The sequence below is a fragment of the Enterobacter sp. N18-03635 genome (genome assembly GCF_004006055.1).
In the GTDB taxonomy this organism is placed as follows: Bacteria; Pseudomonadota; Gammaproteobacteria; order Enterobacterales; family Enterobacteriaceae; genus Enterobacter; species Enterobacter vonholyi.
This window is the reverse complement of sequence record NZ_CP034769.1, coordinates 1105651-1131388: the sequence shown is the minus strand read 5'-3', so window position 1 is coordinate 1131388 and position 25738 is coordinate 1105651. Positions and strand designations below refer to the sequence as shown.

Sequence of the window (25738 nt, the reverse complement as noted above, 5' to 3'; positions counted from 1 at the left end):
GAGGTATGGCGAGAAAAGAGGGTGAACAGCCGCCCCGTTTCGGGGTGGCTGCAATGACGTTATTTTTTCTTGTAGATATTGGCCGTACCGTGAATTTTATTGTTGGTGTTCCCTGAAGTGAGCACCAGGACATCCGCGCCTTTCTTATCGGCTTTCTCAATCAGTTCTTTTTTTGCATCATCCACCGATACTTCATTCGAGGTGTTTACCGTACCGATTTTTTTATATTGAGATGCAACTTTTTTGAACTCGCTTTTAGTGAGTAGCTGTGCAGCAAAAGCATTGGTTGTAAACAGTAACGCCGTTCCCAACAAAATAGCAGTCGTCTTTTTCATAACCTTTTTCCTTGAGATTAATCAGCAACTACGAAAAACCTCACGCATTGCGGTGAGGTTTTATGAGCATGGTAGAGAATCTCAGAGAATGCCATACGTTCGGGAAAAATCTTTTATAACAACCCGTTGCATGAAATTACTACCGAATATTAAGAATATTCGAATACACGCGCGGTGCCAGCAATATCAATGCGTACCGCCGTGCCAGGGTTCCATCCTGGCTGGCTGACGGTCTTCAGGGTCACGGGCTCGTGCTGCCCGGCGAGCCCAAGGGTGAGCGTCGACAACTGGCCGGTGAAGTCCACATCAAGAATCGAAATTGGGCTTTCATGGGAGGCACATGCCGTCACGCTCAGCTGTTCCGGGCGCAGCATCACTCTGCCCTGCCCTGTAGCCTGCGCATTGTCCGTGGGCACCTCACCCAGGGCGCACAGGGCGTAGCCCGCGGTGAGCTGCGCAGGCAGGATCAGCGCATCGCCAAGAAACAGCGCCGTCTCTTCGTCAACCGGACGGGTGTACACCTCATAAGGCGTCCCGACCTGCGTGAAGCGCCCGGAGCGCATGACCGCGACCTGCGTGGCAAAGGACAACGCTTCGTTCTGATCGTGGGTGACCAGAATCGAGGCCACGCCCGCTTCGGCCAGCAGATCGGCCGTGGCTTTACGGGTCATGGCGCGCAGGCCGGTGTCCAGCGCCGAGAAAGGTTCATCCAGCAGCATCAGTGAAGGACGCTGGGCCAGCGCACGGGCAAGCGCCACGCGCTGCTGCTGTCCGCCGGAAATCTCATGGGGCCAGTGCGTTGCGAGCTGCCTGTCCAGAGAGACCATCTCCATCAGCGCCTCAACGCGCTGGCGCTTCTCGCGGCGAGTGCCGTCCAGCCCCCAGGCAATGTTGTCTGCCACATTGAGGTGGGGGAAAAGCGCCCCTTCCTGAGGTACAAAACCGATCCGGCGCAGGTGGGCGGGAACAAAGTTGTTTTCATCAAACAGCGTTCTCCCCTGCATGACAATACGTCCGGTGTCGGGCGTTTCGAACCCGGCAAGAATACGCAGCAGCGTGGTTTTCCCCGACCCGGACGGCCCGACAATCGCCGTCCTGCTCCCCGGCGCAACGCTCAGGTTTAAGCTGTCGAGCACCTGCACATCAGAAAACGATTTAGAAATGGCGGTTAATTCAAGCATGTCATAGCCCTACAATTTTCTTCGACTGCATATAGAGAATGGCGGTCAGCGGGAGTGAAATCAGGATCATCAGCATCGCGTAAGGGGCGGCGGCAACATAGTCAATTTCACTGGTTAGCGCCCAGAATCCGGTGGAGAGCGTGCGCGTGCCCAGCGGAGAGAGCAGCAGCGTGGCGGTCAACTCGTTGCTGACGCCGAGGAAAACCAGCGCGGCCCCCGCTGCCGCACCCGGCGCGGCCAGCCGCATCGTGACGCTCCAGAGCGCCTTCGCGGGCGTGCTGCCCAGGCTGCGCGCCACGTTTTCCAGCTCAACAGGCGCCTGAGCAATCCCCGCCCGCAGGTTGATGAGCGCACGGGGCATAAACATCAGCAGGTAGGCCAGGAACAGGGTAATTTCCGTCTGGTAAATGGGACGGGCGTAATGAATAGTGACGGTGACCAGCGCCAGCGCCGTGACGATGCCCGGCAGCGAACTGGTGATATAGATGCACCCTTCCAGCATCCGGAAGATGCGGTGTGGATAGCGGATACCGAGCCACGCGATGGGGATCACGCACACGGTCGTGAGAAGTGCGCCGCCCACGCCGAGCATCAGCGTCTGGCGCAGGGAGTGCCAGAGATCGGCACTCATCCAGTTTTGCACGCCGCCGAGCCAAATCCAGCGACACAGAACAATTAACGGCACGCCCAGCGCCAGCACGATCAGCACGATGAAAAACAGCTGACCCAGCGCGGCCGCCGCAGGCTTCAGCGGCCAGCGTTTCTGCTCGCGCGCGGCCCCGGCGCCAATTCGCGCGTAGCGGGCTTTTCCACGCGTCACGCCTTCCAGCATTAATATAGCCAGGCAGCACAAGGCCAGCACGCCCGCCAGCATGTTTGCCGCCGGGCCGCTGAAGGTAGACTGAAACTGGTCATAAATTGCCGTGGTGAAGGTATCAAAGCGGATCATCACGTACAGGCCATATTCCGCCAGCAGGTGCAGCGCCACCAGCAGCGCGCCGCCGCAGATAGCCAGCTTAAGCTGGGGCAGCACCACGCGGAAAAAGACCTTCCACGGCGGCGTGCCGAGCGACGCGGCGACATCTTCAAGCGTCGGGTCAAGGCGACGCAGCACCGCCGCAACCGGCATATAGATAAACGGATAGTAGGCAAGTACGGAAAGGAACACGCCCGCAGAGAGCCCGTGCATGGAGGGAACAACGCTCACCCAGGCATAGCTTTGCACAAACGCCGGAATGGCCAGCGGAGCGACCGCCAGCGCGGACCAGATGCCCCGTCCGGCAAGCTGCGTGCGCTCTGTGAGCCAGGCTATCACCACGCCCGTCACGATACACAGCGGAACCGCTAAAGCCGTCAGCCACAGCGTGTTGCTGAGCAGCTCAGCCACACGCGGGCGAAACACCAGCGCCTTAATGGTTTCCCAGCCGGTCTCAAAGCCAATGGCAATGATAAAACCCAAAGGCAGAAGCGCCATTAATGAAAACAACACAGCTAACGCAACCATCGGCAGTGCAGGACGCCTGCGGACAGGCTCCTGCACTCTGTTTTTTCCGATGTCGAGACTCAGACCAGACATAAGACGTTCACTTCACTCTCAGGATCACAGCAGACCGGCTTGCGTCATCAGCTCGATAACTTTTTTACTGTTGAGCGTTGAAGGTTCAACTTTCGGTGCATCAAGATCTTTCAGCGGAACCAGTTTCGGGTTGGAGGCCGCGTTCACGCCCACTGCATACTCAAAGGCATTGTTGGTACGCAGACTTTCCTGACCTTCTTTACCGGTAATGTATTTGATGAAGGCCTGCGCCTGCGCTTTGTGTTTGCTGGACGCCAGCACGCCACCGCCGGAGAGGCTTACGAACGCACCCGGATCCTGGTGTTTGAAGTAATAGAGCTGAGTGTTTTTGCTGTTTTCACCGGTTTTGGACTGGTCGACAAAGCGGTAGTAGTGATAAATCACGCCGCCATCAATCTGGCCGGCATTGACCGCCTTCATCACGGTGCTGTTGCCTTTATAGGCAACGAAATTGGCTTTCATCGCTTTAAGCCATTCCAGGGTGGCCTTCTCGCCCTTCAGCGCCAGCATCGCGCTCACGATGGCCTGGAAATCCGCGCCTGAAGGAGATGCCGCCCAGCGGCCTTTCCACTCGGGTTTCGCCAGATCCATCAGCGATTTAGGCAGCTGCTGTTCGCTGAGTTTTGCCGGGTTATACACGAATACCGTGCTGCGGGCGGCAATGCCGATCCAGCGGCCGTGCGCAGGACGATATTCCGCCGGTACCTGCTTCAGGGTGTCTGCATCCAGCGGCGCAAACAGGTTTGCATTATCCACCAGCACCATGGACGGCGAGTTCTCCGTCAGGAATACGTCTGCCGGCGACGCGCTGCCCTCCTGCACCAGCTGGTTACCCAGCTCGCTGTCATCACCATTACGTAGCGTGACTTTAATACCGGTTTCTTTAGTAAAACCGTCAACCCACGACTTCACTAGGTTTTCGTGCTGCGCGTTATAAACAACGATACCTTCGTTGTTATCGGCGGCAACCGATTGTGTGGAAAGGAAAAGGGAGGAAGACAACAAGGCAAGCGAGAAGCAGGACAGCAGGCGAGAATTCATGAACATATCCTTAATAGACCAACGGGAGTAACCACTCATAGCTTTGTGGGACAGGATTAAAGCATACAACAACGCTAATGATAATTAGTATCAATCGAGTTTAGTCGTAAAAGTGTAAAATTTCTTTTTAGCAGATTTTAGAATGATAAAAATCCAAATTTTAATGAGAGATAATTATTAGATTAAGAAAACCTTAAGCCTGCCTGCAATGAATTAATTAGCCTTCTATTTATTATGACGCGAAGGTAAATCTGTTATTCATGCGCCCGGCAGATATAAAAGCCCCGATATTGCGGGGCTTTGTATGCTTATCCGGAGGTATCTAAATTTATAAGGCTACTAATTTAAAAAGCATCACATAACCGCATGAGGGGCATATACAGGATAGGTGAAGAACAATAAATGCACGCCGTTCAGCCCAAAATGGAATAACGTTGCAACCCAGAGCCTGCCGCTCCACATCCACGCCAGGCCATAAATAATGCCGGAGAGGCTGGCAAAAATAATCAGCAGTAAACCGCCGCTATAATGCATCAGCCCAAAGATGACTGAGGCAATCAACAGCGCGACAACAGGATGAACGATCCGGGACAAGCGCTGCTGAAGGTAGCCTCTGAACAAGGCTTCCTCAGCCAAAGAGACGAAGAAAATATTCGCAAGGGCAAATTGCGCGAACCATTCTGGCGCATGCGGCTCAATTCTCAGCCCGCCCAACGCCACAGCCAGAAGTAACAGCGCGGGTACCGCAAGAACCAATATCGCCCAGCCGACCTTGCCAGCTTTATAGAGGGGTTTTGCTACGAATAACGTTGGCATACACGTAATTAAAAAGAACGGCACCACCGCCTTGTCCATATTAAAGTACATACTGAACGGTATGCTTTGCGGACCAACGACGACAGCATCCAGCACTTTGGGATTATGGAAGCCCGGGAGCACATGCATAACCAGGGCAACGGCGATGACCACGCACAGGCCTTCGACCAGATATGTGTATTTATTATTTTTATTACGTAGCCATTCAACAACAGACCAGCCAACAACGATTGATGCAATAACCAGCAGCGCCGGGGCGTCAAGAATACTCTGTTTCCAGCCGAGAAATGCCGTTAATCCCAGTATCAGGTAAGCCAGGCTTTTATTAAGAGAGAGTGCGGCAAGCGAAGTTGCGAGTAGATACCACATAAATGTCCTTCATGACCGGTAAATTTTAGGGGCGATGTCCCAAATATGTCCCACAATCGAAATCAGGAGGATGTGAAGGAGGCGTAACTCTATGGAATTAAATGGCACGCCCTGTAGGATTCGAACCTACGACCTACGGCTTAGAAGGCCGTTGCTCTATCCAACTGAGCTAAGGGCGCACTGAGAAGTGTGTACTTCGCGGTGGTGAAACGCGAAGAATTATACGGTCAATGGCAGGTGAGTCAATGCCTTTTCCGTTTTCAGAGTCAATTACCGCTAGCCGATTGTAAATACGGCTATTTTCTCAACATTTTGTCCTGTTTCACCGTAAAATTTAGCGCTGCGAAAAGGCTTAGTTGCATTTAAGTAACGCCTGCTGTTTTCCCGAACGTCAGCTCGTCACACTAGAGTCAGGTATCCCGGCCGCCTGGAGGCTGACAGACAACAGGACAATGGAGTGACAGCGCAAAACCTGATCGATACGCCCCCCCGGTTACAGTACATATCTCAGGACATCGTCGGCATTAAGCTTGAGCCCATCGTCGCCCTTACCTCCTTGCGTCAGGTTGGCGTCGAGGTCCTTAGCGTTCTGGCCGACACGCGGCACAGTGAGGACTTTTTTTGCGATCGGTCCGCAGACTGGTCGATAACGCTGCTTGAAGCGCAGCTTGCCGCGTTAAAAAATACGCCGCACGGTCATAACCTTTTTATTAATCTGCCGATAACCGTTCTGACAGAGCCCACGTCTTTTCAGCGACTTATAAGATTATCCTGCGTGCCGCTCAATATTGAGTTTGTCGACCCCGCGTCCATTTTGGCGCTTTCCGTCGCACAGAAGCAGTTCGTGGTTCAGAATCTCCATCAGTTGAGCAGACGAGGGCACGCAATCTGGCTGGACGACATAGATGACGTCTTAGTGCAGTCGTTTTTATCCTTTCGACTCCCGTTAAGCGGCATCAAAATAGATAAGGAAGCATTCTGGCGTTTACGCGACACCCCTGAGTTGAGGCAACTGGTTTCCCTTTGCTTTCAGCTTGCCGGGAAAGTGCTTATTGAAGGTATTGAGACTGAACGCGATCGTACCTGTGCACTGCAGGCAGGCGCAGATCTCGGCCAGGGGTATTACTGGCCGTCCTGGACATGGCCGGAGGATTAGAAAGCCATTTCCAGGAGGGAGACCATGCGAATGACAGTGCGCCGTTACCGGCGGCGGCGTACAGGAAGTGATGCACTGGGATTTACGCGCTCACCTTTTGCTCCCCCCTTTTTCGACCGGCTCGAATTCTTGAGCCAGTCCATCAGCCAGCCCCGCAAAACAGACGCCCCTTTTATCCTTCTGGTGACTGAGGATCACTACCTGCGCACCGGTTTTCTCAACGGGCAATTTCCCCTGAGCAGCTGCTGCGACTACGCCACGCTGGACGATGCCCTCATCGCTCAGACGCAGTGGCCCTCAGCCCGTCTGGTCGTGGATATTGAAAGCCGGTCCACGGGGCTTCTGGAGAAACTGGATCAGTTGAGACGGCATAGTCTGTTTCCTCCGTTCCTGACGCCCTGGCTGTTGGTCAGGGCCGATAATTACGACACCCGCCTCTTCTGCAAAGCGGCAGGTCCCTTTCATGTTCTCGAACGCCAGCTGAATGCCGCTGCGCTCCAGCAGAGCCTGCTGGATACCCTCCCTCCGCAGGGTACGGAGAAAGACTGGTTTTCACGCAACGAATGGCCCATCCTGCAGGAGCTTTCCCGGGGCAAGACATTACGTCAGATTGCCCTTATGCAGAATCGTCCCTATAGCCGTATTATCTATCGTCTCAGCTGCATCCTGGTGAAGCTCGGGCTGAGCCATCGTCAGGAATTGCTACATCTTCTTAATAACCTCTCAGACTGCACATTTTCACTCACGTCCTAACCCCTTATTTCCTAAAGCTGTTTAGGAATTTACTTACCACTTGCGTTGCATAAATGTTAATTTTTAACAATTAAATCGAATTTATAACTATTCCTAATTTAAGGACGCGAACATTGTGAAATGCCACAGAATGAACAAACGGCAGCACTTTACTCCATCCGTTAAGTGAATGCAGATAGCGTTAACAAGATGATAATGATGTAAAAACAAGCAGCTTAGCGACAACGTCCAGGAGGAAAAAGCAAAGCGGATAGCATGTTCTCCTGTGCAGGAGATGCGGACCTTCTAATCAACCAGCGCGCTTTCAGATGAAGGACTGGCGGCCTGCGAGGGCAATTGTTGAGCTCATCAGCGTGGGTTAGTCCCCCTAAATGATGGGTATTTTCGTTAACAATTAATCAACATAAAGAGATATCTGTTATTTTTTGTTATTACATAAAGATGAAAATATGCGGTAAATGAGATAACAGGATATTTCCGCTAAATTTAAAAAAATAGCGATTCAGATCCAGAAGATAATACAAACCCATAAGCGGATATTAATTTACAGGGTTTTCGGAAAAAACTTACCCTGTATAATAAGATGCGTATCAAATCTGAATAAGAAAAACCTTTTTGCCAACACCAGCCTAATGAGATGACCGCGCTGAGGCATAGTTCTTTTCATTACGTAAACAAGGATGCTTTCGCTCTTTCCAGGGAAATACTACGGTATAGGGATCTGCACATTATATCCTTCCGGCATTTCGAGAGTTTTACAAACTCTACACAACGCTTTTAACAATCTGAGGCATTAAAAATGAAACCGGCATCCGTTATCATTATGGACGAACATCCTATCGTCAGAATGTCGATAGAAGTCCTGCTACAGAAAAATAAGAATATCACAGTCAAGCTCAAGTCTGGCGATAGCCATGAAGTCCTTGACTGTATCCGCAATCACCCTATCGATCTGGTGATCCTTGACATTGAACTCACGGGCACGGATGCTTTCGCTTTGCTTAAGAGAATCAGAAACTTAAACAAAGACATTAAGGTTCTGTTTCTCTCGTCTAAATCAGAGTTATTTTACGCGGGTCGCGCCATTCGCGCCGGGGCAAATGGCTTCGTCAGTAAACGTAAAGATTTGGGTGAGATTTACAACGCCGTAGAAATGATCCTGATGGGCTATTCCTTTTTCCCGTCAGAAACGCTGAACTTTATAAACCATTTGGGTTCAGGGAAAGGGATGGCAGTAGATATGCCATTATCGAACCGCGAGGTCACGGTATTACGATATCTGGCGAATGGATTATCCAATAAGGAAATTGCAGAACAGCTACTATTAAGCAACAAAACCATTAGCGCGCATAAATCCAATATTTATTCCAAGCTGGGTGTGCAAAGCATCGTGGAATTAATTGATTACGCCAAAGCGCACGAACTGCTTTAACCTGAATTCACTCCCTGCAGCTTATCTGAGCTGCAGGGAGTGCGGTCAGTGCTAATTATAGTTAATCATAAAGGTGGCATCCGCATCGGCTCGTCCGGGCTGAGGGTTATCTGCGGTGGCAATATAATTGGCATAAAACGACAGTATCGCATTCCCCTGCGCATCAACCGAGACCGGCTGGCTGGCCTGCTGGAGAGCCAGGCGCGTTTTATCCGCATCCCTGATCTCTACCGCGACACGACTTGCAGTACTGGCGTCATTCAGCGCCAGCAGGCCGCTATTGCTCCCGTCGGCTTTACCCGAAAACGTGATGGACGCCGAGCCCGGCGGACAGCCGGTCAGCTTCAGCGTAAACGGCATGGGCTGCGTGCGGCTCCCGGTGGTGCTGAGCTGTTTGGTGGGCCAGGTGCCCAGCGTGACGGTCTTGTCGCTGTCGCTGCCTTCCGCGACGCAGGTAAAATCGACAATATTGCCGTAGAGCCGAATATTAATTTCGCCCAACGCGGTGTCCGCCTGGGCCTGTGTGCAAAGCGCAAAGAGCGCCACGGTGATTAAACGGATCCCGTTTCGCATATCGGCTCCTTAATCGTAATCCACGCGCAAATACCCGCGCGAGGTGAAGCGCCCTTCCGCAGGCTTGTTGCCCGTCACGCTCACCGGCCAGACCCGGATCCCCACCTGCGCCTGCGCGCTGTCGTCAAGGCGGAACGGAATTTTACTTGTCAGGTTGTTAGGCGTCAGCGGCGCCCCGCTCTGATTAGCAATGATGAATCCCACATCCGGGTTATCCGATACCAAAACATTATCAGAGACTTTTTCCGCCTCGACGCGCATCGTCAGCATGGCGTTCGCCTCTACGTTGGTGCATTTAATGGCGATGGTTTTACTCTGCGATGAGACGCCCTCCGGTTTGTTACCTACGCCCGCCTTGCTGAACAGGGAGGCGCCAATGTCGCCGAAATCAAACTCCACCACGTTACCGGCATTAATGGCGCAGCTTTGCGGCACCTGAATGGTTCCGCTGTAGCTAATGGTATAAACCGGCGTGGTTAACGGATCGGATGAGGTGGTGGTGACGTAGACGCGGAACATGGTGGCGCGCGGGATAACGACCATATTAATAAAACGCCGGGTCACCTTAAGGCGGAAGACAAGGCTGGAGTCCTGAACGCCAAACGGTTTGTTTTTGGAGACGTTAGGATGGCTCCCCATCTGGATATAGCTTTTAGGCGGATAAAACACGCCAGCATAGCTGTCCGTGATTTTCATGGCCCCGTCCAGATAGTCGTTAAGCTTCAGATACTGGTAGCCATCGCTCGTTCCCGTTACCTGATAATCGGTCACATAGCTACGCTTGGTGGTATTCCCGACGGTGCCCTTCGGGCAGACGGCATTGACCCCTACCCACTGCGACTTCTCGCTGAGCGTCACGACCTGTCCGATCTGGTTATTCGAGCTGTTGAATTTATCCGTCAGATCGTAATGCACTTCCGTCGGCACGCCTTTTTCATTGACGCACACGGTCGCTAATGCGTTTGTCGCAGGCAGTAACGCCAGAAGCGACAAAGCAAAGATTTGAGTTTTAATCACAGCCGATCCCCTTAAGTGTGATTGCCTGTTGCAGGCTCTTTTCAGGCAAGCTGTAAGGCGCGCGACACTGGGACTGCGCCCCGTCGCCCCACTGGATCAGCAGTTCGCCTTCCAGCGGCAGCCCGCTCAGGTAAATTTGCCCGTCATCCCCCACCATGCTGGTCACGCCGCTTCGGTTTTCGCGAACCACCGCGCCGAACGGCACCGGCTGGTTGCCGCGCATCACCGTCAGCAGGGCGCGCACGCCGATGCGGGTATCAAAGCTGGCGCGCACCAGCGCGCCTTTGGTCGGCACCACGCTGCTCACGTTGTTTTCGATATCGGTGTTGTTGCTCATGGTGTTGGTATCCAGCGCCACACGGTTGTAGCGGTAGACAGTGGCATACGGCATCACCGCGTAACCACGCCAGTCGGTTCTCACGCCGGTCTGGTTTTCCACGCTGACGCCAGATGCCCCCGGAGCTTTGATCAGCACGTTGGTGTCCCCCAACGGCTGGCTGAAGGTCACGCCATCGGCGTGGCCGACCACCCCGCCGGAGAGCTGCCAGTTGAGATCGTGCTGATCGTCGCTGTAGTTGTAGCCGACGCCCAATGTGCCGTAGGTCGCCTGCCAGTTGGCGCTGGCGCTTCCGCTTGAGCCGTTGGTGCTGGTGTGTCCCTGGGTCACGCTGTAGTTCAGGTTGCGGTCTTCCAGCAGCGTGCCGCTGACGCCGGTTTGCCAGCTTGTGTCGCCATCGCTGTTCCGGCTGGCGGATGCCGTAGCGTAGGCGCGGTCAATCGCGCTGTCCCGGCGATAGCCCTGACGGGTAAAGATACTGAACGGCACGGAGACGTTAAACGACGCGATGCGGTCGGTGCCGTCGATCCCGACGGATTTGTTCCACGACCACGAGACGGAGTAGTTGATCCCCTTCATGCCTCCCGCGTAGCCCAGCTGGTACCAGAGATTCGTCTCGTCTGTTCCCCAGTAGGTCTGCTCGCTACCGGAGATATAGACCGAGCCATAGTCCCCCAGCGACTGAGAAACGTTGAGCTGGAAGCGACCTTTTTTATTCCACGTCAGGTTGTGATAACTCTGCACGTCCGGCACATCGTTATCGTTCTTGCTATCGGCATACTGATAGCCCTCCATTGAGCGCCAGGCCACATCGTCAAGGGTGTAAAACCCTTTTGTGGAGTAGCGGTAGCCCAGCAGCTGGAAGTTGGTGCCGAAGCCGTTAAGGGATTTCGCGTAGAGGAAGCGCAGAGACTGCCCTTCATGCTTGCTATCGTCCGCGAGCTGGCTGCGGGCGTGGGTGATATCGAGCGAGACCGCGCCCCAGTCGCCCAGGTTTTTTCCGGCCCCGACGGCCACCGCGGTATAGCGCGATGCCAGCTGAGTTCCGCCGTAGAGCGTGTAACCGTTGGCGAGACCGGTAATCAGGGTTCCCTGGGTGAAGAATGGCGTATCCTGATCGCTGTTACCGCTGCGGTAATCCCCCGCCACGAGGTCATACTTCCAGCGCCCTTCACGCTGCAGAAGCGGCACGGTGGAGTACGGCACGGTATAGCGCTGCTGGGTGCCGTCTTTCTCTTCGACCGTGACTTCCAGGTCACCGCTTGAGGAGGTGGGGTTAAGATCGGTGATGGCAAATGCGCCCGGCTGCACATAGCTTTGATAGATAACGTAGCCATTCTGTCGAACGACCACTTTGGCGGGCGTACGGGCGATCCCGCGCACGGTCGGCGCGTAGCCCTGCAGGCTGTCCGGGTACATGCTGTCAGACGAGAAAAGCCGCCCGCCGCGAAAACCCATGCTGTCGAAGACGTCATTCCCGGTATTGCTGTCGCCCAGCACCAGTTCACTTTTCAGCGGGATGACGGTGCGCTGCGCCCAGGTGCCAATATTCTGCCACTCGCTGTGCCGCTGCCCGTTATTCTGCGTGTACCGCCATGCGCCGTTGTTACGTAAACGCCAGGCGCCATAGTTCAATCCGCTTTGCAGGTTGAGGTAATAGCTGTCGTCTTCGCTTCCCCGGTTACCGGAGAAACTGTAGTTCACCAGTGCGGCGGGGATACCTTCATCCCACTGTTCAGGCGGAATATAGCCCCGGGCGCTGTTTTGCAAAGCCACCTGCGGCAGGCTGACGTCCAGACGCTGCGAGGCAAAGTTGAATACCGTTTCGCTGCCGGGTATAGCCGTGGTCAGCGGAACGCAGGTCTCGCCCTGCACCTTAGCCAGCTCGGGAAACGCCGCGACGTTGACGCCAAAGCGATCGAGCATCGCGCGCGTAATGCACGCCGACAAACCGCCCGCCACCGGCGGCGTGTTCTCTGCCTGCTCAAAACGCACGTCCTGGGTACCGATAAACTCATCGTTACGCCAGATATCCACGCGATAAACGCCGGGTGCCTGCTGGTGTCCCTGTTCAAAACGCGACAAATCCGCCACGCTGGCGGTATCGTCGGACAAAAAGGCCGGGTTGAAATAACTTTCGCTCCAGCCAGCCTGCGGCCAGAGCGCAGCCATCAGCGCCAGCGCAACCGGGCAGTAACGTCCCTGGTGGTTTTTCATCGCCCTGACTCTGCTCACAGGTTGACGCTACGCGCCGGGGTGATGGCACCGTAGTCATTCACGCTCTGCCAGGAAAGCGTACCGCTGGCACCGGCTGGCAGCACCTGCTGAGACGAACTTTTCGGCGCAACCATCAGGTTGTCCAGCGTCTGCCCGCCCAGCTTCAGATTAACGAGCGTGATGTAATACGGCGACGCGTTGCTGACTTTGAGATGGTTGCCCGTGCGCTCAAACCGCAGCTGGGAAAGCGCCTCTTCCGGCTGCATCGCCAGGTTGTTCGGGCGCACAAACAGCTTGATGCGTGAAAGGATAGCCAGCTGCAGCACGTTATTGTTTTCCGTTTTCGCTTTGTTCACCGACGGGATCGCCTTCACGTTCATGTAAAAGAGCGATTCGCGATCGGCAGGCAGCGCCGGCCCGGCGTAAATAATACGCAGCGTGTTTTCGCTGTTCGGCTCGCTAACAAACAGGGGCGGAGTGACGGCAAACGTTTTTTCTTTTTGCCCGCTCGCATTTTCGATCCACGCGTTAATTAAATAACGTTCCTGTTTGTTGCTGTTGGTGATCGCCAGCGACGTTTGCTTCGCCTCTGCCGGATAAATAACGCGCGTGGCCCCCAGTGCAATACCGCCGGATGCATTTGCGCATGCAGAAACCATCATCAAAATAAACGATAAAAAAAGTCCTGGTTTAATTAGGGTATTCATCACAACCGTACCTTTAATAATGTGTTCGCAGGTGTTACGGATAAATCAACGTAAACCAGACATCCGACTGAATTTTGCCTGGCTCGAGATGTTCGGAAATAGCCCGATAGCGGGCGCTAAAATGGAACGCGAGCTCGCGGGTATCGACAGGCAGCCAGCTGACGGCCGTAGCGTTTGGGATTATCTGACGTTGCTGTTCGTCAAAGAGCGCAAGCCCGACGCCGCTGCTGACGGGTGTTTCACCCGGCCGCGATGTCGCCAGAAAGACCTGCGGATCCTCTGCGGGTGTGATGCCCTGAAACTGGATCCCCACGGTGCGCGAAACATCAACGCTGCAGTCCAGCAGCCGTACGGTGAAAGGCACATTCACCGTGGAAAAACTGCCCACACCGGAAAATGAATTGGTTCGGTACTGGCCCATGTCGATGCGCATATTCTGGCTGTCGGGCGCCACGGCGCAGCCGCCGTTCACCAGTTCACCTCTGAGATGAACCTTGCCGCCTTCGATCACCACGGTATGCGCCGATGCCGGGCAAGCCATCGCAAGGGTTAACAGCAGTAGTGTTCCAGTCCTTGTCATCCTTCGTTCCTGGCATTAGCGTATGACGGGCCTCGTCCCTGAGGCCTGAACATCCCTGTGCGGAGGAATTACTCGTATTTCATTACGAAGGTGGCGTCAGCGTTCGCCTGGCCTGGCTCAGTGGTGGCAGCCGTTGATTTGTAACGTGCGGTGAACTTCAGGGTGTTGGTCCCTTCGATCAGCGTCTGCGCAGCAGAGAAGGTCGCGCCGTCCGGGGTCAGAACGCTGGATTTGCTGTCGAGGATCTCGATACCCACGCCTTTCGCGGTGTTGTCGTTGTTACCGGAGGTGACGGCCAGCAGGGTTTTGTCGGTTGGGTCGATCTGACCGGTGAACGCAACGGCTGCAGTTTTGGCAACCAGCGGATCGCAATCGTTCAGTTCAATGTTGAATGGGATATTAGAGGTGGTGTCGCCCACTTTGGTGAATTTCGCGGTACGATACTGACCCAGATTAACGGTCTGCTCGGAAGAATCAGTATTTACTGAACAAGCAGCATTAACCAGCTCACCTTTAAAATGTACGGTACCGCCATTTACGGAAACCGGCGCAGCAGGATCCGCTGCATTTGCGGCACCCGCAACCAGGGCCAAAGTTGCAATAACAGTAGAAGCAATGTTGCTGAGTTTCATGTCTATTCCTTTAAAATGTAAATAACCCTTCCCGCGAATAATCGGGAATAAGAAATACGTTCAATTGATGAATTGAAAGCTTATTTCGGAGGAGACAAAGTAGCTCAGGACACGGTTTTTAAATATGTCAAAACGCTGCCATTTCGCCAGGTCACATCCTAATCCCGCCTAAGAAATTGACCATCCCTTAAGAAGGGTTTTTGCGTCACGCTGATAAAAACGCGTAAAGGGTGACTGACAGCGACGCTCGCTTCTGACAAAATACACGCCATCCCCCCTTTCAAACGTTACAGACGGAATCTTCTCTCTGATGGCAGCAAAGATTATTGACGGTAAAACGATTGCGCAGCAGGTGCGCTCTGAGGTCGCGGAAAAAGTGAAGGCGCGTAAAGCTGCCGGAAAACGCGCCCCCGGGCTGGCCGTTGTGCTGGTTGGCAGCAACCCGGCATCGCAAATTTATGTCGGCAGCAAGCGCAAAGCGTGTGAAGAAGTGGGCTTCGTCTCCCGCTCTTACGATTTGCCGGAAACCACCAGCGAAGCAGAACTGCTGGAACTTATTGACACCCTGAACGCCGATAAAGAAATCGACGGTATTCTGGTTCAGCTGCCGCTACCCGCCGGTATCGACAACGTGAAGGTGCTGGAGCGTATCGCACCGGATAAAGACGTGGACGGTTTCCACCCGTACAACGTTGGCCGCCTGTGCCAGCGTGCGCCGCGTCTGCGCCCGTGCACGCCGCGCGGTATCGTGACGCTGCTTGAGCGTTATAATATCGACACCTACGGTCTGAATGCCGTGGTCATCGGCGCGTCCAACATCGTGGGCCGTCCGATGAGCATGGAGCTGCTGCTGGCCGGCTGCACCACCACCGTCACCCACCGCTTCACCAAAAACCTGCGTCACCACGTCGAGAACGCCGATCTGCTGATCGTCGCGGTCGGCAAGCCGGGCTTTATTCCGGGCGAGTGGATCAAAGAGGGCGCGATTGTCGTGGACGTCGGAATTAACCGTCTGGAAAACGGCAAAGTGGTCGGCGACGTGGTGTATGAAGATGCCGCCGCGCGCGCCTCTTACATTACCCCAGTACCGGGCGGCGTAGGCCCGATGACCGTAGCAACGCTGATTCAGAATACGCTGCAGGCGTGCGAAGAATATCACGACGTAGAGGACGCGTAAGATGGCGACTTTTTCATTAGGTAAACACCCGCACGTTGAGCTGTGCGACCTGCTCAAGCTGGAAGGCTGGAGCGAAAGCGGCGCACAGGCGAAAATCGTTATCGCCGACGGGCTGGTAAAAGTCGACGGCGTGGTAGAAACGCGCAAGCGCTGCAAGATTGTCGCGGGCCAGACCGTGAGCTTTGAAGGACAGAGCGTAACCGTTACGGCCTGAGCCGTTTGATGCCCTCACCCTAACCCTCTCCCACAGGGAGAGGGGATATAAAATCCCCTCACACCCATCGCGGTTATTTATCGATCCACTTCAAATAATCACTATTTCATCTGTTGAAAAGTGAAAATTCAGTTGCGCGTTTTTCACTCTTTGCCCACGATAAGTAGAACGTTCTACTAAAACGTTCTACTTACAATAACAGCGCAAAAAAAGCGCTACTCGGGGGAAATCAGCATGAGTCTGATATCAGGGTTTGTTAAATCGCTGTCTAAGTTATCGATGATTGGTCGCGCCTTAATGCTGCCAATTTCACTGCTCCCCGCTGCGGGCCTGCTGCTGGCCTTCGGCGATAAGTTCCACCTGCCGCTGATGATGAACGCGGGCGGGGTTATTTTTGATAACCTGCCGATGCTTTTTGCCATTGGCTCCGCCGTGGGTCTGGCGTCAGAATCCGGCATCGCGGCGCTGTCTGCGGCGGTATCGGTGTTTGTCACGAATATCACCATCAGCACCGTGCTGAGCATCACGCCGGAAATGGCCTCTCAGGGCGGGAAATACGCCATGGTGGTGGGCATTCCGACGCTGCAGATGGGCGTCTTCGGCGGCCTAATCTGCGGTATTCTCGCGGCCTGGTGCTATAACCGCTTCCACACCATGCAGCTGCCGGAGTTCCTCGGCTTCTTCTCCGGCAAGCGCTTCGTGGCGATTGCAACGGCGTTCCTCTCGTTCCTGATGGGGCTGCTGCTGCCATACGTCTGGCAGCATATTCAGGCCGGTATCGACGCGCTCTCCGTGGTGGTGAACGGTGATAATCAGGCGGCGTCGACCTTTATCTTCGGTCTGGTAGAGCGCGCGCTGATCCCGCTAGGTCTGCACCATATCTGGTATCCGTCCTTCTGGTATTCGTTTGGGGATTACACCACCCAGGCAGGCCAGGTGATCCACGGCGACCAGACCATCTGGTTCAAGATGCTGGAAGAAGGGGTGAAATCCTTCAGCAGCGACACCTACCAGAACGCTGGTAAGTTCATGCAGGGTGAATTCCCGCTGATGCTGTTCGCGCTGCCTGCGGCATGCCTGGCGATGTATCACGAAGCCCATACGAAGAATAAGAAAATCGCGGCCGGTATTCTGTTCTCCGCGGCGCTGACCTGCTTCCTGACGGGGATCACCGAACCGGTTGAGTTTACCTTTATCTTCGTGGCGCCGATCCTGTACGTCTTTAACGCCATCATGGCGGGCCTGGCCTACATGACCATGTACCTGCTGCATGCGCATATCGCCAAGTCGTTCTCCGCGGGCTTTATTGACTATCTGTCATTCGGGATCCTGCCGTCCTTTAACGGCTACCAGACCCACTTCCTGAGCGCCATTATCATCGGCATTCCAATGGGCCTGATTTATTACTTCACGTTCCGCTTTGTGATCCGTCGTTTCGACGTGAAAACGCCGGGCCGCACTGAAGTGACCGCTAACGCGGATGAGAAATCGGATTCCGAACTCGCGACAGAGATCATCACCCTGCTGGGCGGTGCGCATAACATCGACTCCGTCGGCGCCTGTATCACCCGTCTTCGCCTGGAAGTGACAAAAAGCGAGGTGGTGGATAAAGACGGTCTGAACGGACTCGGCGCGCGCGGCGTGGTGTTTGTCGGCGACAACGGTATTCAGGTGATTTTCGGTGCCAGAGCACAGTTTATCGCCCAGACCATGTCCACCATGATCGGCAAATAATAAGATGCCTGAACGACACGTCTCCTGTACGCTGGGAGACGTGTTTTATCTGGCTGATAATCGGTAAATTTCAGGGAGCGGTTTTGAAGAAAGTCAGCATTATTGATGTCGCAAAGCACGCGGGCGTGTCGGTCTCAACCGTCTCGCTGGTGCTGCGCCAGAAAGGGAAAATCTCAGAGGCAACGATCGAGAAGGTCAACGCTGCCATCAATACGCTGGGCTATGTTCATAACGTTGCCGCTGCCAACCTCCGCGCCAATACGTCCAACCTGATTGGCCTGATCCTCCGTGACTTTAGCGACAGTTTCTCCATCAAGGTGATGGCGAGCATCGTTCAGGATCTCGAAAAACAGGGGTATATGGTTTTTCTCGGTCAGCCCCAGAACGACCATGACCATCTTGAGCGCTGCCTGCTGTCGTTTAAGCAGCAGGGCGTCGCCGGAGTTATCTATCTGGCCTCGGATACCCGCACGTCTACCCTGCCGGAACAGATTCGCCGCTGCCCGCTGCCGCTGGTGGTGGTCTCGCAGTCGCTGCTGGATGAAAAATGCAATCTGGTGATGCGCGATAACCGACAGGCGGCCAGTCTGGCGGTGCGTTATCTTATCGAGCGCGGTCACCGCAATATTGCCTACATTGGCGGACGCGAAGGCTGCCTTATCCGCGCACAGCGCCTGCTCGGTTTTCGCAGCGCGATGGCGCAAAACGGGCTGGTCTGGCGCGATGAATACTCTCCGGCCTGCAGCGATGACACGCTGGCCGCGGGTTTCGCCACCCGCCAGCTGCTGGAAAAAAACAATACCATCACCGCCCTGCTCTGCCACTCGCCGGATGCCATGATCGGCTCCATCTCCGGTATTCATCAGGTCGGGCGTACGGTGGGTAAAGATGTCTTTCTGACGCAGCAGGTCGCGCTGGTCGGTTTCGAAGATATGCTCCACGTTAACCTCACCTCACCCTCGTTTACCTACGTCTCGTCCGCCAGCGAAGAGACGGGGCGTCAGGCGGCCGGGCTGATTATCCGCACGCTGAAGGAGCCGACGCTGCAAACCCAGCGTATTACGCTCTCCGGGCAGCTTATCGCTCGCGAGTCGGCGTAAATTCAGAATTTCGCACAGGTTTTTTAGCGCGGGATGACTGCTATATTTCCATGATTTGCCATGGATAATTACAATGCCTACCGTTATTACGCACGCTGCTGTTCCGCTTTGCCTGGGCTTAGGCCTGGGAACCAAAGTGATTCCTCCCCGCCTGCTGTTTGCCGGGATTATCCTCGCCATGCTTCCGGATGCCGACGTGCTGGCATTTAAATTTGGCGTCGCGTACGGCAATGTTTTCGGCCACCGCGGCTTTACCCACTCCCTGCTGTTTGCCTTCGTGGTGCCGATACTTTGCGTGCTGACTGGACGACGATGGTTCAGGACCAGCCTGACGCGATGCTGGCTGTTTTTAACCGTGTCACTGCTGTCGCACAGCCTGCTGGATTCGATTACCACGGGCGGGAAAGGCGTCGGCTGGCTGTGGCCGTGGTCAGATGAACGTTTCTTTGCGCCTTGGCAGATGATTAAGGTGGCGCCGTTTGCGCTGTCGCGCTATACCACGCCGTACGGGCATGAGGTCATTATCTCGGAACTGCTGTGGGTGTGGCTGCCGGGGGTGGTGCTGATGGGAATGTTGTGGTGGAAAAGAAGGTAAAAAAAAGCCGGGTGGCGGCTGCGCCTTACCCGGCCTACTTTTGCCTGTAGGCCCGGCAAGCGTGAGCGCCTCCGGGCGTTACAGACTTACTTACGGCGCCAGGTGGTTCCCTGCGGGCCGTCTTCCAGGATGATGCCCATCTCGGTCAGACGGTTGCGAGCCGCATCTGCCGCCGCCCAGTCTTTCGCCTGACGCGCTTCCAGACGCGCCTTGATCAACGCTTCAATTTCCGCCACTTCACCGTCATCTGCCTGCGCACCGCTCTGCAGGAACGCGTCCGGCTCCTGCTCCAGCAGGCCAAGCACGGAAGAGAGCTTACGCAGATGGGATGCCAGCGCATTCGCGGCCGCCACATCTTCTGACTTCAGGCGGTTCACTTCGCGCGCCATGTCGAACAGCACGGAGTAGGCTTCCGGTGTGTTGAAGTCGTCGTTCATCACCTCAACGAAGCGAGCTTCGAACGCTTCGCCGCCTGCAGCAGGAACAGACCTGTCGGTACCGCGCAGCGCGGTATACAGGCGCTCCAGAGCCGAGCGCGCCTGTTTCAGGTTCTCTTCGCTGTAGTTCAGCTGGCTGCGATAGTGGCCGGACATCAGGAAGTAGCGAACGGTTTCCGCGTCGTAGTACTTCAGCACGTCGCGCACGGTGAAGAAGTTACCCAGCGATTTCGACATCTTCTCGCGGTCAACCATAACCATCCCGGAGTGCATCCAGTAGTTCACGTACTCGCCGCCGTGGGCGCAGGTGGACTGCGCGATTTCGTTTTCGTGGTGCGGGAACATCAGGTCTGAGCCGCCGCCGTGAATGTCGAAGTGTTTGCCCAGCTGTTTGCAGTTCATCGCGGAACATTCAATGTGCCAGCCCGGACGGCCTTCGCCCCACGGGGATGGCCAGCTTGGTTCACCCTCTTTGGACATCTTCCACAGCACGAAGTCCATCGGGTTACGCTTCACGTCAACCACGTCAACGCGGGCACCGGCCTGGAGCTGATCCAGATCCTGACGGGAAAGCGCACCGTAGGTGGGGTCCGTCGGCACGGAGAACATGACGTCGCCGTTGTCCGCAACGTAGGCATGACCGCGGGCGATCAGCTTTTCGGTGATCTCGATGATTTCGTGAATATGGTGGGTCGCGCGCGGCTCGCTGTCCGGACGCAGAATATTCAGGGCGTCGAAGTCTTTGTGCATCTCAGCGATCATGCGATCCACCAGCGCGACAAAGCTTTCGCCGTTTTCATTGGCGCGCTTGATGATCTTATCGTCGATGTCGGTGATGTTGCGCACGTATTTCAGGTTGTACCCCAGAAAACGCAGGTAGCGAGACACCACGTCGAAGGCGACAAAGGTACGGCCATGGCCGATGTGACAGAGGTCGTAAACCGTAATACCACACACGTACATGCCAACTTCCCCGGCATGGATAGGTTTAAATTCCTCTTTTTGGCGCGTCATTGTATTAAAGATTTTTAACATCGAAGATTCCATGTAAACACGTGTGTGGTTGAAAACCGGCTATTCTACCCGTAATTCAAACCCGAAGCAGCACACAATGCAAGGTGATCGCATCCTGTGGTTATGCTATAACAAGCCCCTATAGATGACCCGAAGGCGGGTCGACGTACCACAATAACGGAACAGGATGCAAAAATGGTTACTTTCCACACTAATCATGGCGATATCGTAATCAAAACCTTTGATGACAAAGCGCCTGAAACAGTTAAAAACTTCCTGGACTACTGCCGCGAAGGTTTCTACAACAACACCATTTTCCACCGCGTGATCAACGGTTTTATGATCCAGGGCGGCGGTTTCGAACCTGGCATGAACCAGAAAGCCACTAAAGAGCCGATCAAGAACGAAGCGAACAACGGCCTGAAAAACACCCGCGGCACGCTGGCGATGGCACGTACTCAAGCGCCTCACTCTGCTACCGCGCAGTTCTTCATTAACGTGGCTGACAACGACTTCCTGAACTTCTCCGGCGAAAGCCTGCAGGGTTGGGGCTACTGCGTATTCGCAGAAGTGGTTGAAGGTATGGACGTGGTTGACAAGATCAAAGCCGTCGCTACTGGCCGCAGCGGTATGCACCAGGACGTTCCTAAAGAAGACGTTGTGATTACAAGCGTGACCGTCAGCGAGTAATTGGTGGCGACACTCTTTATTGCAGATCTGCATCTGCAAACAGAAGAACCGGCGATTACCGCCGGTTTTCTGCGTTTTTTACGCGGTGAAGCGAAAAGCGCCGATGCGCTGTACATCCTGGGCGACCTGTTTGAAGCCTGGATTGGCGACGACGACCCTAACCCGCTGCACCGTGAAATGGCCGCCGCCATTCACGCGCTGGTAGATTCCGGCGTCCCCTGCTACTTCATTCACGGCAATCGTGATTTCCTGATCGGCAAGCGCTACGCCCGCGAAAGCGGCATGACGCTGCTGCCGGAAGAACGGGTGCTCGATCTCTATGGCCGCAAGGTCCTGATCATGCACGGCGACACGCTCTGCACCGACGATACCGGCTACCTGGCGTTTCGCGCCAAGGTCCACACCCCGTGGATCCAGAAGGTGTTCCTTGCCCTGCCGCTGTTTATCCGCAACCGTATCGCCGCCAGAATGCGTGCGGGCAGCAAAGCCGCCAACAGCAGCAAATCCATGACCATCATGGACGTGAATCCGCAGGCCGTGGTGAGCGTGATGGAAAAGCATGGCGTTCAGTGGTTGATACACGGTCATACCCATCGTCCAGACGTCCATTCCCTTATCGCCAACGGCGAACCGGCCCATCGCGTGGTGTTGGGAGCCTGGCACACCGAAGGCTCCATGGTCAAAGTCACGCCAGAGGGCGTCGAGCTGATCGCTTTCCCGTTTTAATCCCCCTCAAAATTCATTCTATTTTTTTGAACAATATTGGCAAATTGTTTCGATTTTAATCAGTCCGTGGTCGGTCTACTATTTATCACATCAGGGCAAAACACCCTATCCCAAACAAAATACTTAAGGAATACGACCATGAAATCCATCAAAACTTTCGTTGCAGTTGCTGCTCTGTCTCTGGCTTCTTTCGGTTCTTTCGCTCAAAGCGTGAGCGCAACTGCCTCTACCCTTGACCGCGCAGAAGCGAAAATCGCTGCACAGGCTGCTGAACAGGGTGCGTCTTACAAAATCACCAGCGCGAAGGTCGACAACCGCGTCTATATGACCGCAGAACTGACGAAATAATGATTGCCCATCGACGAAAACAGACCGCCAGAATGCGGTCTGTTTTGTTATGAATTGACGGCAACAACGGCTCAAGATTTAACCGCGCAACCGTTTTCCTTGCCCGTATAACATGCTATTCTCTGTGCCCTCGAAAGCAGTGTGTTTCGCACCACAGGAGTTTTAAGACGCATGTCTTCCCGCAATAATCCGGCGCGTGTCGCCATCGTGATGGGGTCCAAAAGCGACTGGGCTACCATGCAGTTCGCCGCCGAAATCTTTGAAATCCTGAATGTTCCGCACCACGTTGAAGTGGTCTCCGCGCACCGTACGCCTGACAAACTGTTCAGCTTCGCAGAAAGCGCCGAAGAGAATGGTTATGAGGTGATCATTGCCGGCGCGGGCGGCGCAGCACATCTGCCGGGCATGATTGCCGCCAAAACCCTGGTACCGGTTCTGGGCGTCCCGGTACAAAGCGCCGCGTTAAGCGGTGTGGATAGCCTCTACTCCATCGTCCAGATGCCGCGCGGTATTCCTGTCGGCACGCTGGCTATTGGCAAAGCGGGTGCCGCCAATGCCGCCCTGCTGGCTGCGCAGATCCTGGCGACACACGATAAAGCGTTGCATCAGCGTCTGGCGGAGTGGCGTAAAGCCCAGACCGACGAAGTGCTGGACAATCCAGACCCGCGGGGTGCGGCATGAAGCAGGTTTGCGTCCTCGGTAATGGCCAGTTAGGCCGCATGCTGCGTCAGGCCGGTGAACCTCTGGGGATTGCCGTCTGGCCCGTCGGGCTGGACGCCGAGCCGGAAGCCGTCCCATTCCACCAGAGCGTGATCACCGCCGAGATCGAACGCTGGCCGGAGACCGCTCTGACCCGCGAGCTGGCGCGTCACAACGCTTTTGTTAACCGCGACGTGTTCCCAATCATTGCCGACCGTCTGACGCAAAAGCAGCTGTTCGACAAGCTCGGTTTGCCGACCGCACCGTGGCAGCTCCTGTCCGGTAAAAGCGAGTGGAACGACGTCTTCGCCATGCTGGGCGAGCTGGCGATCGTGAAGCGCCGCGTGGGCGGCTACGACGGCCGCGGCCAGTGGCGCCTGCGCGCAAACGACACCGCCGAGCTGCCGGACGACTGCTACGGCGAATGCATCGTTGAGCAGGGCATTAACTTCAGCGGTGAAGTCTCGCTGGTTGGCGCGCGCGGGCATGACGGCCGCACGGTGTTTTATCCGCTGACGCATAACCTGCATCAGGACGGCATTCTGCGCACCAGCGTCGCCTTCCCGCACGCCAATGCTGACCAGCAGGCGCAGGCGGAAGAGATGCTCTCAGCCATCATGCACGAGCTGGGCTACGTGGGCGTCATGGCGATGGAGTGTTTTGTGACGCCGTCTGGCCTGCTAATCAACGAGCTGGCACCGCGCGTGCACAACAGCGGCCACTGGACGCAAAATGGCGCGTCCATCAGCCAGTTCGAACTGCACCTGCGCGCCATCACCGACCTGCCGCTGCCGCAGCCGGTGGTCAACAGCCCGTCGGTGATGATCAACCTGATCGGCACCGATCTGAACTACGACTGGCTGAAGCTGCCGCTCGTGCATCTGCACTGGTATGACAAAGAGGTTCGCGCGGGTCGTAAGGTCGGTCACCTGAACCTGAACGACAGCGACACGGGCCGCCTGAGCGCCACGCTGGAAGCCATGATCCCGCTCCTGCCGCCGGAATACGCGAGCGGTATTGTCTGGGCACAGTCAAAGCTCAAGTAAGACATCTGCGCCGGGGAGTTGACCTTCCCCTTCCCCGGCGTAAAATCCCCGCCCATTGCTGCTGAGTTTTCTTCTGGAATAACCATGAACGATGGAACGGACTATCGCGCGATCCTCGCGTCTGATACCCCTTTAATCGACGTTCGCGCGCCGATCGAATTTGTCCAGGGGGCGATGCCCGCCGCCATTAACCTGCCGTTGATGAATGACGACGAGCGCGCCGCCGTCGGCACCTGCTATAAACGCCAGGGCCCCGAGGCCGCGCTGGCGCTCGGCCATCGCCTGGTGAACGGCGACACGCGTGAAGCACGCATCAACGCCTGGCGGGAAGCCAGCCTTGCCCATCCTGAGGGCTTTCTCTGCTGCGCGCGCGGCGGCCAGCGCTCGCATATCTCGCAGGCCTGGCTGAAAGAGGCGGGTATCGACTACCCGCTGATCCGCGGCGGCTATAAGGCCCTGCGCCAGACTGCGATTCAGGTGACCATTGAGCAGTCGCAAAAGCCGATGGTGCTTATTGGCGGCTGTACCGGGAACGGTAAAACCCTGCTGGTGAAGCAGCACGCGCAGGGTATCGATCTGGAAGGGCTGGCGCACCATCGCGGTTCGTCGTTTGGCCGCACGCTCACGCCGCAGCTTTCCCAGGCCAGCTTTGAAAATCACCTTGCGGCTGAGCTCCTGAAAAAAGACGCCGCACGCTGGGTGCTGGAAGACGAAGGCCGGATGATTGGCTCCAACCACCTGCCGGAGTGCCTGCGCGACCGCATGGTTGAAGCCCCTATCGTGGTGGTCGAGGATCCGTTTGAGATCCGTCTTGAACGGCTGCGCGAAGAGTATTTCGACCACATGTGGGCGGATTTTTCTGCGGCCTACGGTGAAGAAGCGGGATGGAAAGAATACAGCGAGTACCTGCATCACGGCCTGTTCGCCATACGCCGCCGTCTTGGGCTGCAGCGCTTTGCGGAATTTACCGCGCTGTTAGATTCCGCGCTGCTGGAACAGCAACGATCTGGCCGTACGGACGCGCACTTCAGCTGGCTTGCGCCGCTGCTGAACGACTATTACGACCCGATGTACGGCTATCAGCTGGAGAAAAAGGCGGAGAAGATTGTCTATCGCGGGACGTACGGCGAGGTCGCTGACTGGCTTAATCGCTGAAAAAAGCCGGGTGGTGGCTACGCCTCACCCGGCCTACGCGTGCATTTGTAGCCCCGGTAAGCGCAGCGCCACCGGGGAACA

At 55.5% G+C, this 25738-nt stretch carries 26 protein-coding genes and 1 tRNA gene; 14 read left to right on the top strand and 13 right to left on the bottom strand.

Features of this window, described 5'->3' with window-relative positions:
• Nucleotides 1-59: 59 nt before the first annotated feature.
• The 6 genes from yahO to ELK40_RS06035 form a co-directional block, all read right to left on the bottom strand.
• Nucleotides 60-335 carry a DUF1471 family periplasmic protein YahO gene (gene yahO, locus ELK40_RS06060; protein ID WP_023310654.1) on the bottom strand — a complete coding sequence of 92 codons (276 nt, stop codon included), beginning with the start codon at nt 333-335 and terminating at the stop codon, nt 60-62.
• A 149-nt stretch (nt 336-484) separates the two neighbouring features.
• Nucleotides 485-1516, bottom strand: coding sequence for an ABC transporter ATP-binding protein (locus tag ELK40_RS06055; RefSeq protein WP_115874406.1), 1032 nt, complete (start codon nt 1514-1516; stop codon nt 485-487).
• 1 nt (nt 1517) lies between these two features.
• The gene (locus tag ELK40_RS06050; RefSeq protein ID WP_164850617.1) at nt 1518-3092 is read right to left on the bottom strand and encodes an iron ABC transporter permease; all 1575 of its coding nucleotides are present in this window, start codon (nt 3090-3092) and stop codon (nt 1518-1520) included.
• A gap of 24 nt (nt 3093-3116) precedes the next feature.
• The gene (locus tag ELK40_RS06045) at nt 3117-4133 is read right to left on the bottom strand and encodes an iron ABC transporter substrate-binding protein (RefSeq protein ID WP_047748646.1); all 1017 of its coding nucleotides are present in this window, start codon (nt 4131-4133) and stop codon (nt 3117-3119) included.
• 354 nt (nt 4134-4487) lie between these two features.
• Nucleotides 4488-5318 (bottom strand): CPBP family intramembrane glutamic endopeptidase, encoded by an 831-nt coding sequence (locus tag ELK40_RS06040; protein WP_115874404.1) that lies wholly within the window; start codon nt 5316-5318, stop codon nt 4488-4490.
• A 102-nt stretch (nt 5319-5420) separates the two neighbouring features.
• Nucleotides 5421-5497: transfer RNA gene (locus ELK40_RS06035), tRNA-Arg, on the bottom strand.
• Between the two features lie 278 nt (nt 5498-5775).
• Between ELK40_RS06035 and ELK40_RS06030 the strand changes: the two genes are divergently transcribed.
• The 3 genes from ELK40_RS06030 to fimZ all read left to right on the top strand — a co-directional run bounded on the left by ELK40_RS06030 (nt 5776) and on the right by fimZ (nt 8659).
• Nucleotides 5776-6474, top strand: a complete 699-nt coding sequence (locus tag ELK40_RS06030; protein WP_115874403.1) for an EAL domain-containing protein — start codon at nt 5776-5778, stop codon at nt 6472-6474.
• 24 nt (nt 6475-6498) lie between these two features.
• Entirely contained in the window at nt 6499-7227 is a 729-nt protein-coding gene (locus ELK40_RS06025) for a response regulator transcription factor (RefSeq protein ID WP_111963361.1), read from the top strand.
• Nucleotides 7228-8026: 799 nt separating this feature from the next.
• The gene (gene fimZ, locus ELK40_RS06015) at nt 8027-8659 is read left to right on the top strand and encodes a fimbria biosynthesis transcriptional regulator FimZ (RefSeq protein WP_008499339.1); all 633 of its coding nucleotides are present in this window, start codon (nt 8027-8029) and stop codon (nt 8657-8659) included.
• A 51-nt stretch (nt 8660-8710) separates the two neighbouring features.
• Here the strand turns inward: fimZ and sfmF are convergent, their stop codons facing one another.
• The 6 genes from sfmF to fimA form a co-directional block, all read right to left on the bottom strand.
• Complete coding sequence (sfmF, locus tag ELK40_RS06010) at nt 8711-9232, bottom strand: fimbria assembly protein (RefSeq protein ID WP_115874402.1); 522 nt, start codon at nt 9230-9232, stop codon at nt 8711-8713.
• 9 nt (nt 9233-9241) lie between these two features.
• On the bottom strand, nt 9242-10249 hold the full coding sequence (fimH, locus tag ELK40_RS06005) for a type 1 fimbria D-mannose specific adhesin FimH (protein WP_115874401.1): 1008 nt from the start codon (nt 10247-10249) through the stop codon (nt 9242-9244).
• Nucleotides 10242-12803: a fimbrial biogenesis usher protein gene (locus tag ELK40_RS06000; protein ID WP_115874400.1), complete on the bottom strand. Its 2562-nt coding sequence runs from the start codon at nt 12801-12803 to the stop codon at nt 10242-10244. The genes fimH and ELK40_RS06000 overlap by 8 nt, the downstream gene beginning before the upstream one ends.
• Before the next feature lie 14 nt (nt 12804-12817).
• Nucleotides 12818-13510: a type 1 fimbria chaperone FimC gene (fimC, locus tag ELK40_RS05995; protein WP_127729854.1), complete on the bottom strand. Its 693-nt coding sequence runs from the start codon at nt 13508-13510 to the stop codon at nt 12818-12820.
• 34 nt (nt 13511-13544) lie between these two features.
• Nucleotides 13545-14090 carry a type 1 fimbrial protein subunit FimI gene (gene fimI, locus ELK40_RS05990; protein WP_127729852.1) on the bottom strand — a complete coding sequence of 182 codons (546 nt, stop codon included), beginning with the start codon at nt 14088-14090 and terminating at the stop codon, nt 13545-13547.
• A 68-nt stretch (nt 14091-14158) separates the two neighbouring features.
• A complete protein-coding gene (gene fimA / locus ELK40_RS05985; protein WP_023310641.1) occupies nt 14159-14722 on the bottom strand; it encodes a type 1 fimbrial major subunit FimA in 564 nt (187 codons plus the stop codon).
• Nucleotides 14723-15032: 310 nt separating this feature from the next.
• Between fimA and folD the strand changes: the two genes are divergently transcribed.
• The 5 genes from folD (at nt 15033) to ELK40_RS05960 (ending at nt 19542) form a co-directional block, all read left to right on the top strand.
• On the top strand, nt 15033-15899 hold the full coding sequence (gene folD / locus ELK40_RS05980) for a bifunctional methylenetetrahydrofolate dehydrogenase/methenyltetrahydrofolate cyclohydrolase FolD (RefSeq protein ID WP_008499332.1): 867 nt from the start codon (nt 15033-15035) through the stop codon (nt 15897-15899).
• 1 nt (nt 15900) lies between these two features.
• The gene (ybcJ, locus tag ELK40_RS05975) at nt 15901-16113 is read left to right on the top strand and encodes a ribosome-associated protein YbcJ (protein WP_023334767.1); all 213 of its coding nucleotides are present in this window, start codon (nt 15901-15903) and stop codon (nt 16111-16113) included.
• A gap of 234 nt (nt 16114-16347) precedes the next feature.
• Nucleotides 16348-17847, top strand: coding sequence for a PTS transporter subunit EIIC (locus ELK40_RS05970; protein WP_024906880.1), 1500 nt, complete (start codon nt 16348-16350; stop codon nt 17845-17847).
• An 83-nt stretch (nt 17848-17930) separates the two neighbouring features.
• The gene (malI, locus tag ELK40_RS05965) at nt 17931-18947 is read left to right on the top strand and encodes a Mal regulon transcriptional regulator MalI (protein WP_127729849.1); all 1017 of its coding nucleotides are present in this window, start codon (nt 17931-17933) and stop codon (nt 18945-18947) included.
• 73 nt (nt 18948-19020) lie between these two features.
• Nucleotides 19021-19542 (top strand): metal-dependent hydrolase, encoded by a 522-nt coding sequence (locus tag ELK40_RS05960; protein WP_127729846.1) that lies wholly within the window; start codon nt 19021-19023, stop codon nt 19540-19542.
• Between the two features lie 86 nt (nt 19543-19628).
• On the opposite strand, the gene cysS is transcribed toward ELK40_RS05960, so the two are convergent.
• Nucleotides 19629-21014, bottom strand: a complete 1386-nt coding sequence (cysS, locus tag ELK40_RS05955) for a cysteine--tRNA ligase (RefSeq protein ID WP_127729843.1) — start codon at nt 21012-21014, stop codon at nt 19629-19631.
• Between the two features lie 174 nt (nt 21015-21188).
• On the opposite strand from cysS, the gene ppiB reads away from it, so the two are divergent.
• From ppiB to mnmH, 6 genes are all read left to right on the top strand, one after another.
• On the top strand, nt 21189-21683 hold the full coding sequence (gene ppiB, locus ELK40_RS05950) for a peptidylprolyl isomerase B (protein WP_127729840.1): 495 nt from the start codon (nt 21189-21191) through the stop codon (nt 21681-21683).
• A gap of 3 nt (nt 21684-21686) precedes the next feature.
• Nucleotides 21687-22409: a UDP-2,3-diacylglucosamine diphosphatase gene (gene lpxH / locus ELK40_RS05945; RefSeq protein WP_127729838.1), complete on the top strand. Its 723-nt coding sequence runs from the start codon at nt 21687-21689 to the stop codon at nt 22407-22409.
• A 138-nt stretch (nt 22410-22547) separates the two neighbouring features.
• Nucleotides 22548-22757: a YdgH/BhsA/McbA-like domain containing protein gene (locus tag ELK40_RS05940; RefSeq protein ID WP_111963370.1), complete on the top strand. Its 210-nt coding sequence runs from the start codon at nt 22548-22550 to the stop codon at nt 22755-22757.
• Nucleotides 22758-22928: 171 nt separating this feature from the next.
• Nucleotides 22929-23438 carry a 5-(carboxyamino)imidazole ribonucleotide mutase gene (purE, locus tag ELK40_RS05935; protein ID WP_014882834.1) on the top strand — a complete coding sequence of 170 codons (510 nt, stop codon included), beginning with the start codon at nt 22929-22931 and terminating at the stop codon, nt 23436-23438.
• Nucleotides 23435-24502 (top strand): 5-(carboxyamino)imidazole ribonucleotide synthase, encoded by a 1068-nt coding sequence (gene purK, locus ELK40_RS05930; protein ID WP_127729836.1) that lies wholly within the window; start codon nt 23435-23437, stop codon nt 24500-24502. The genes purE and purK overlap by 4 nt, the downstream gene beginning before the upstream one ends.
• An 84-nt stretch (nt 24503-24586) precedes the next feature.
• Complete coding sequence (mnmH, locus tag ELK40_RS05925) at nt 24587-25657, top strand: tRNA 2-selenouridine(34) synthase MnmH (protein ID WP_127729833.1); 1071 nt, start codon at nt 24587-24589, stop codon at nt 25655-25657.
• Nucleotides 25658-25738 lie beyond the last annotated feature (81 nt).

What these genes read in the sequence shown, in the direction of transcription:
- ppiB (WP_127729840.1), top strand. Translation starts at nt 21,189, where the DNA reads ATGGTTACTTTCCACACTAATCATGGCGATATCGTAATCAAAACCTTT.
- ELK40_RS06025 (WP_111963361.1), top strand. Translation starts at nt 6,499, where the DNA reads ATGCGAATGACAGTGCGCCGTTACCGGCGGCGGCGTACAGGAAGTGAT.
- ybcJ (WP_023334767.1), top strand. Translation starts at nt 15,901, where the DNA reads ATGGCGACTTTTTCATTAGGTAAACACCCGCACGTTGAGCTGTGCGAC.
- ELK40_RS05940 (WP_111963370.1), top strand. Translation starts at nt 22,548, where the DNA reads ATGAAATCCATCAAAACTTTCGTTGCAGTTGCTGCTCTGTCTCTGGCT.
- yahO (WP_023310654.1), bottom strand. Translation starts at nt 335, where the DNA reads ATGAAAAAGACGACTGCTATTTTGTTGGGAACGGCGTTACTGTTTACA.
- cysS (WP_127729843.1), bottom strand. Translation starts at nt 21,014, where the DNA reads ATGTTAAAAATCTTTAATACAATGACGCGCCAAAAAGAGGAATTTAAA.
- fimA (WP_023310641.1), bottom strand. Translation starts at nt 14,722, where the DNA reads ATGAAACTCAGCAACATTGCTTCTACTGTTATTGCAACTTTGGCCCTG.
- fimZ (WP_008499339.1), top strand. Translation starts at nt 8,027, where the DNA reads ATGAAACCGGCATCCGTTATCATTATGGACGAACATCCTATCGTCAGA.
- ELK40_RS06040 (WP_115874404.1), bottom strand. Translation starts at nt 5,318, where the DNA reads ATGTGGTATCTACTCGCAACTTCGCTTGCCGCACTCTCTCTTAATAAA.
- mnmH (WP_127729833.1), top strand. Translation starts at nt 24,587, where the DNA reads ATGAACGATGGAACGGACTATCGCGCGATCCTCGCGTCTGATACCCCT.
- purK (WP_127729836.1), top strand. Translation starts at nt 23,435, where the DNA reads ATGAAGCAGGTTTGCGTCCTCGGTAATGGCCAGTTAGGCCGCATGCTG.
- ELK40_RS05970 (WP_024906880.1), top strand. Translation starts at nt 16,348, where the DNA reads ATGAGTCTGATATCAGGGTTTGTTAAATCGCTGTCTAAGTTATCGATG.
- ELK40_RS06045 (WP_047748646.1), bottom strand. Translation starts at nt 4,133, where the DNA reads ATGAATTCTCGCCTGCTGTCCTGCTTCTCGCTTGCCTTGTTGTCTTCC.
- sfmF (WP_115874402.1), bottom strand. Translation starts at nt 9,232, where the DNA reads ATGCGAAACGGGATCCGTTTAATCACCGTGGCGCTCTTTGCGCTTTGC.
- ELK40_RS05960 (WP_127729846.1), top strand. Translation starts at nt 19,021, where the DNA reads ATGCCTACCGTTATTACGCACGCTGCTGTTCCGCTTTGCCTGGGCTTA.
- ELK40_RS06000 (WP_115874400.1), bottom strand. Translation starts at nt 12,803, where the DNA reads ATGAAAAACCACCAGGGACGTTACTGCCCGGTTGCGCTGGCGCTGATG.
- ELK40_RS06050 (WP_164850617.1), bottom strand. Translation starts at nt 3,092, where the DNA reads ATGTCTGGTCTGAGTCTCGACATCGGAAAAAACAGAGTGCAGGAGCCT.
- fimI (WP_127729852.1), bottom strand. Translation starts at nt 14,090, where the DNA reads ATGACAAGGACTGGAACACTACTGCTGTTAACCCTTGCGATGGCTTGC.
- purE (WP_014882834.1), top strand. Translation starts at nt 22,929, where the DNA reads ATGTCTTCCCGCAATAATCCGGCGCGTGTCGCCATCGTGATGGGGTCC.
- fimC (WP_127729854.1), bottom strand. Translation starts at nt 13,510, where the DNA reads ATGAATACCCTAATTAAACCAGGACTTTTTTTATCGTTTATTTTGATG.
- folD (WP_008499332.1), top strand. Translation starts at nt 15,033, where the DNA reads ATGGCAGCAAAGATTATTGACGGTAAAACGATTGCGCAGCAGGTGCGC.
- ELK40_RS06055 (WP_115874406.1), bottom strand. Translation starts at nt 1,516, where the DNA reads ATGCTTGAATTAACCGCCATTTCTAAATCGTTTTCTGATGTGCAGGTG.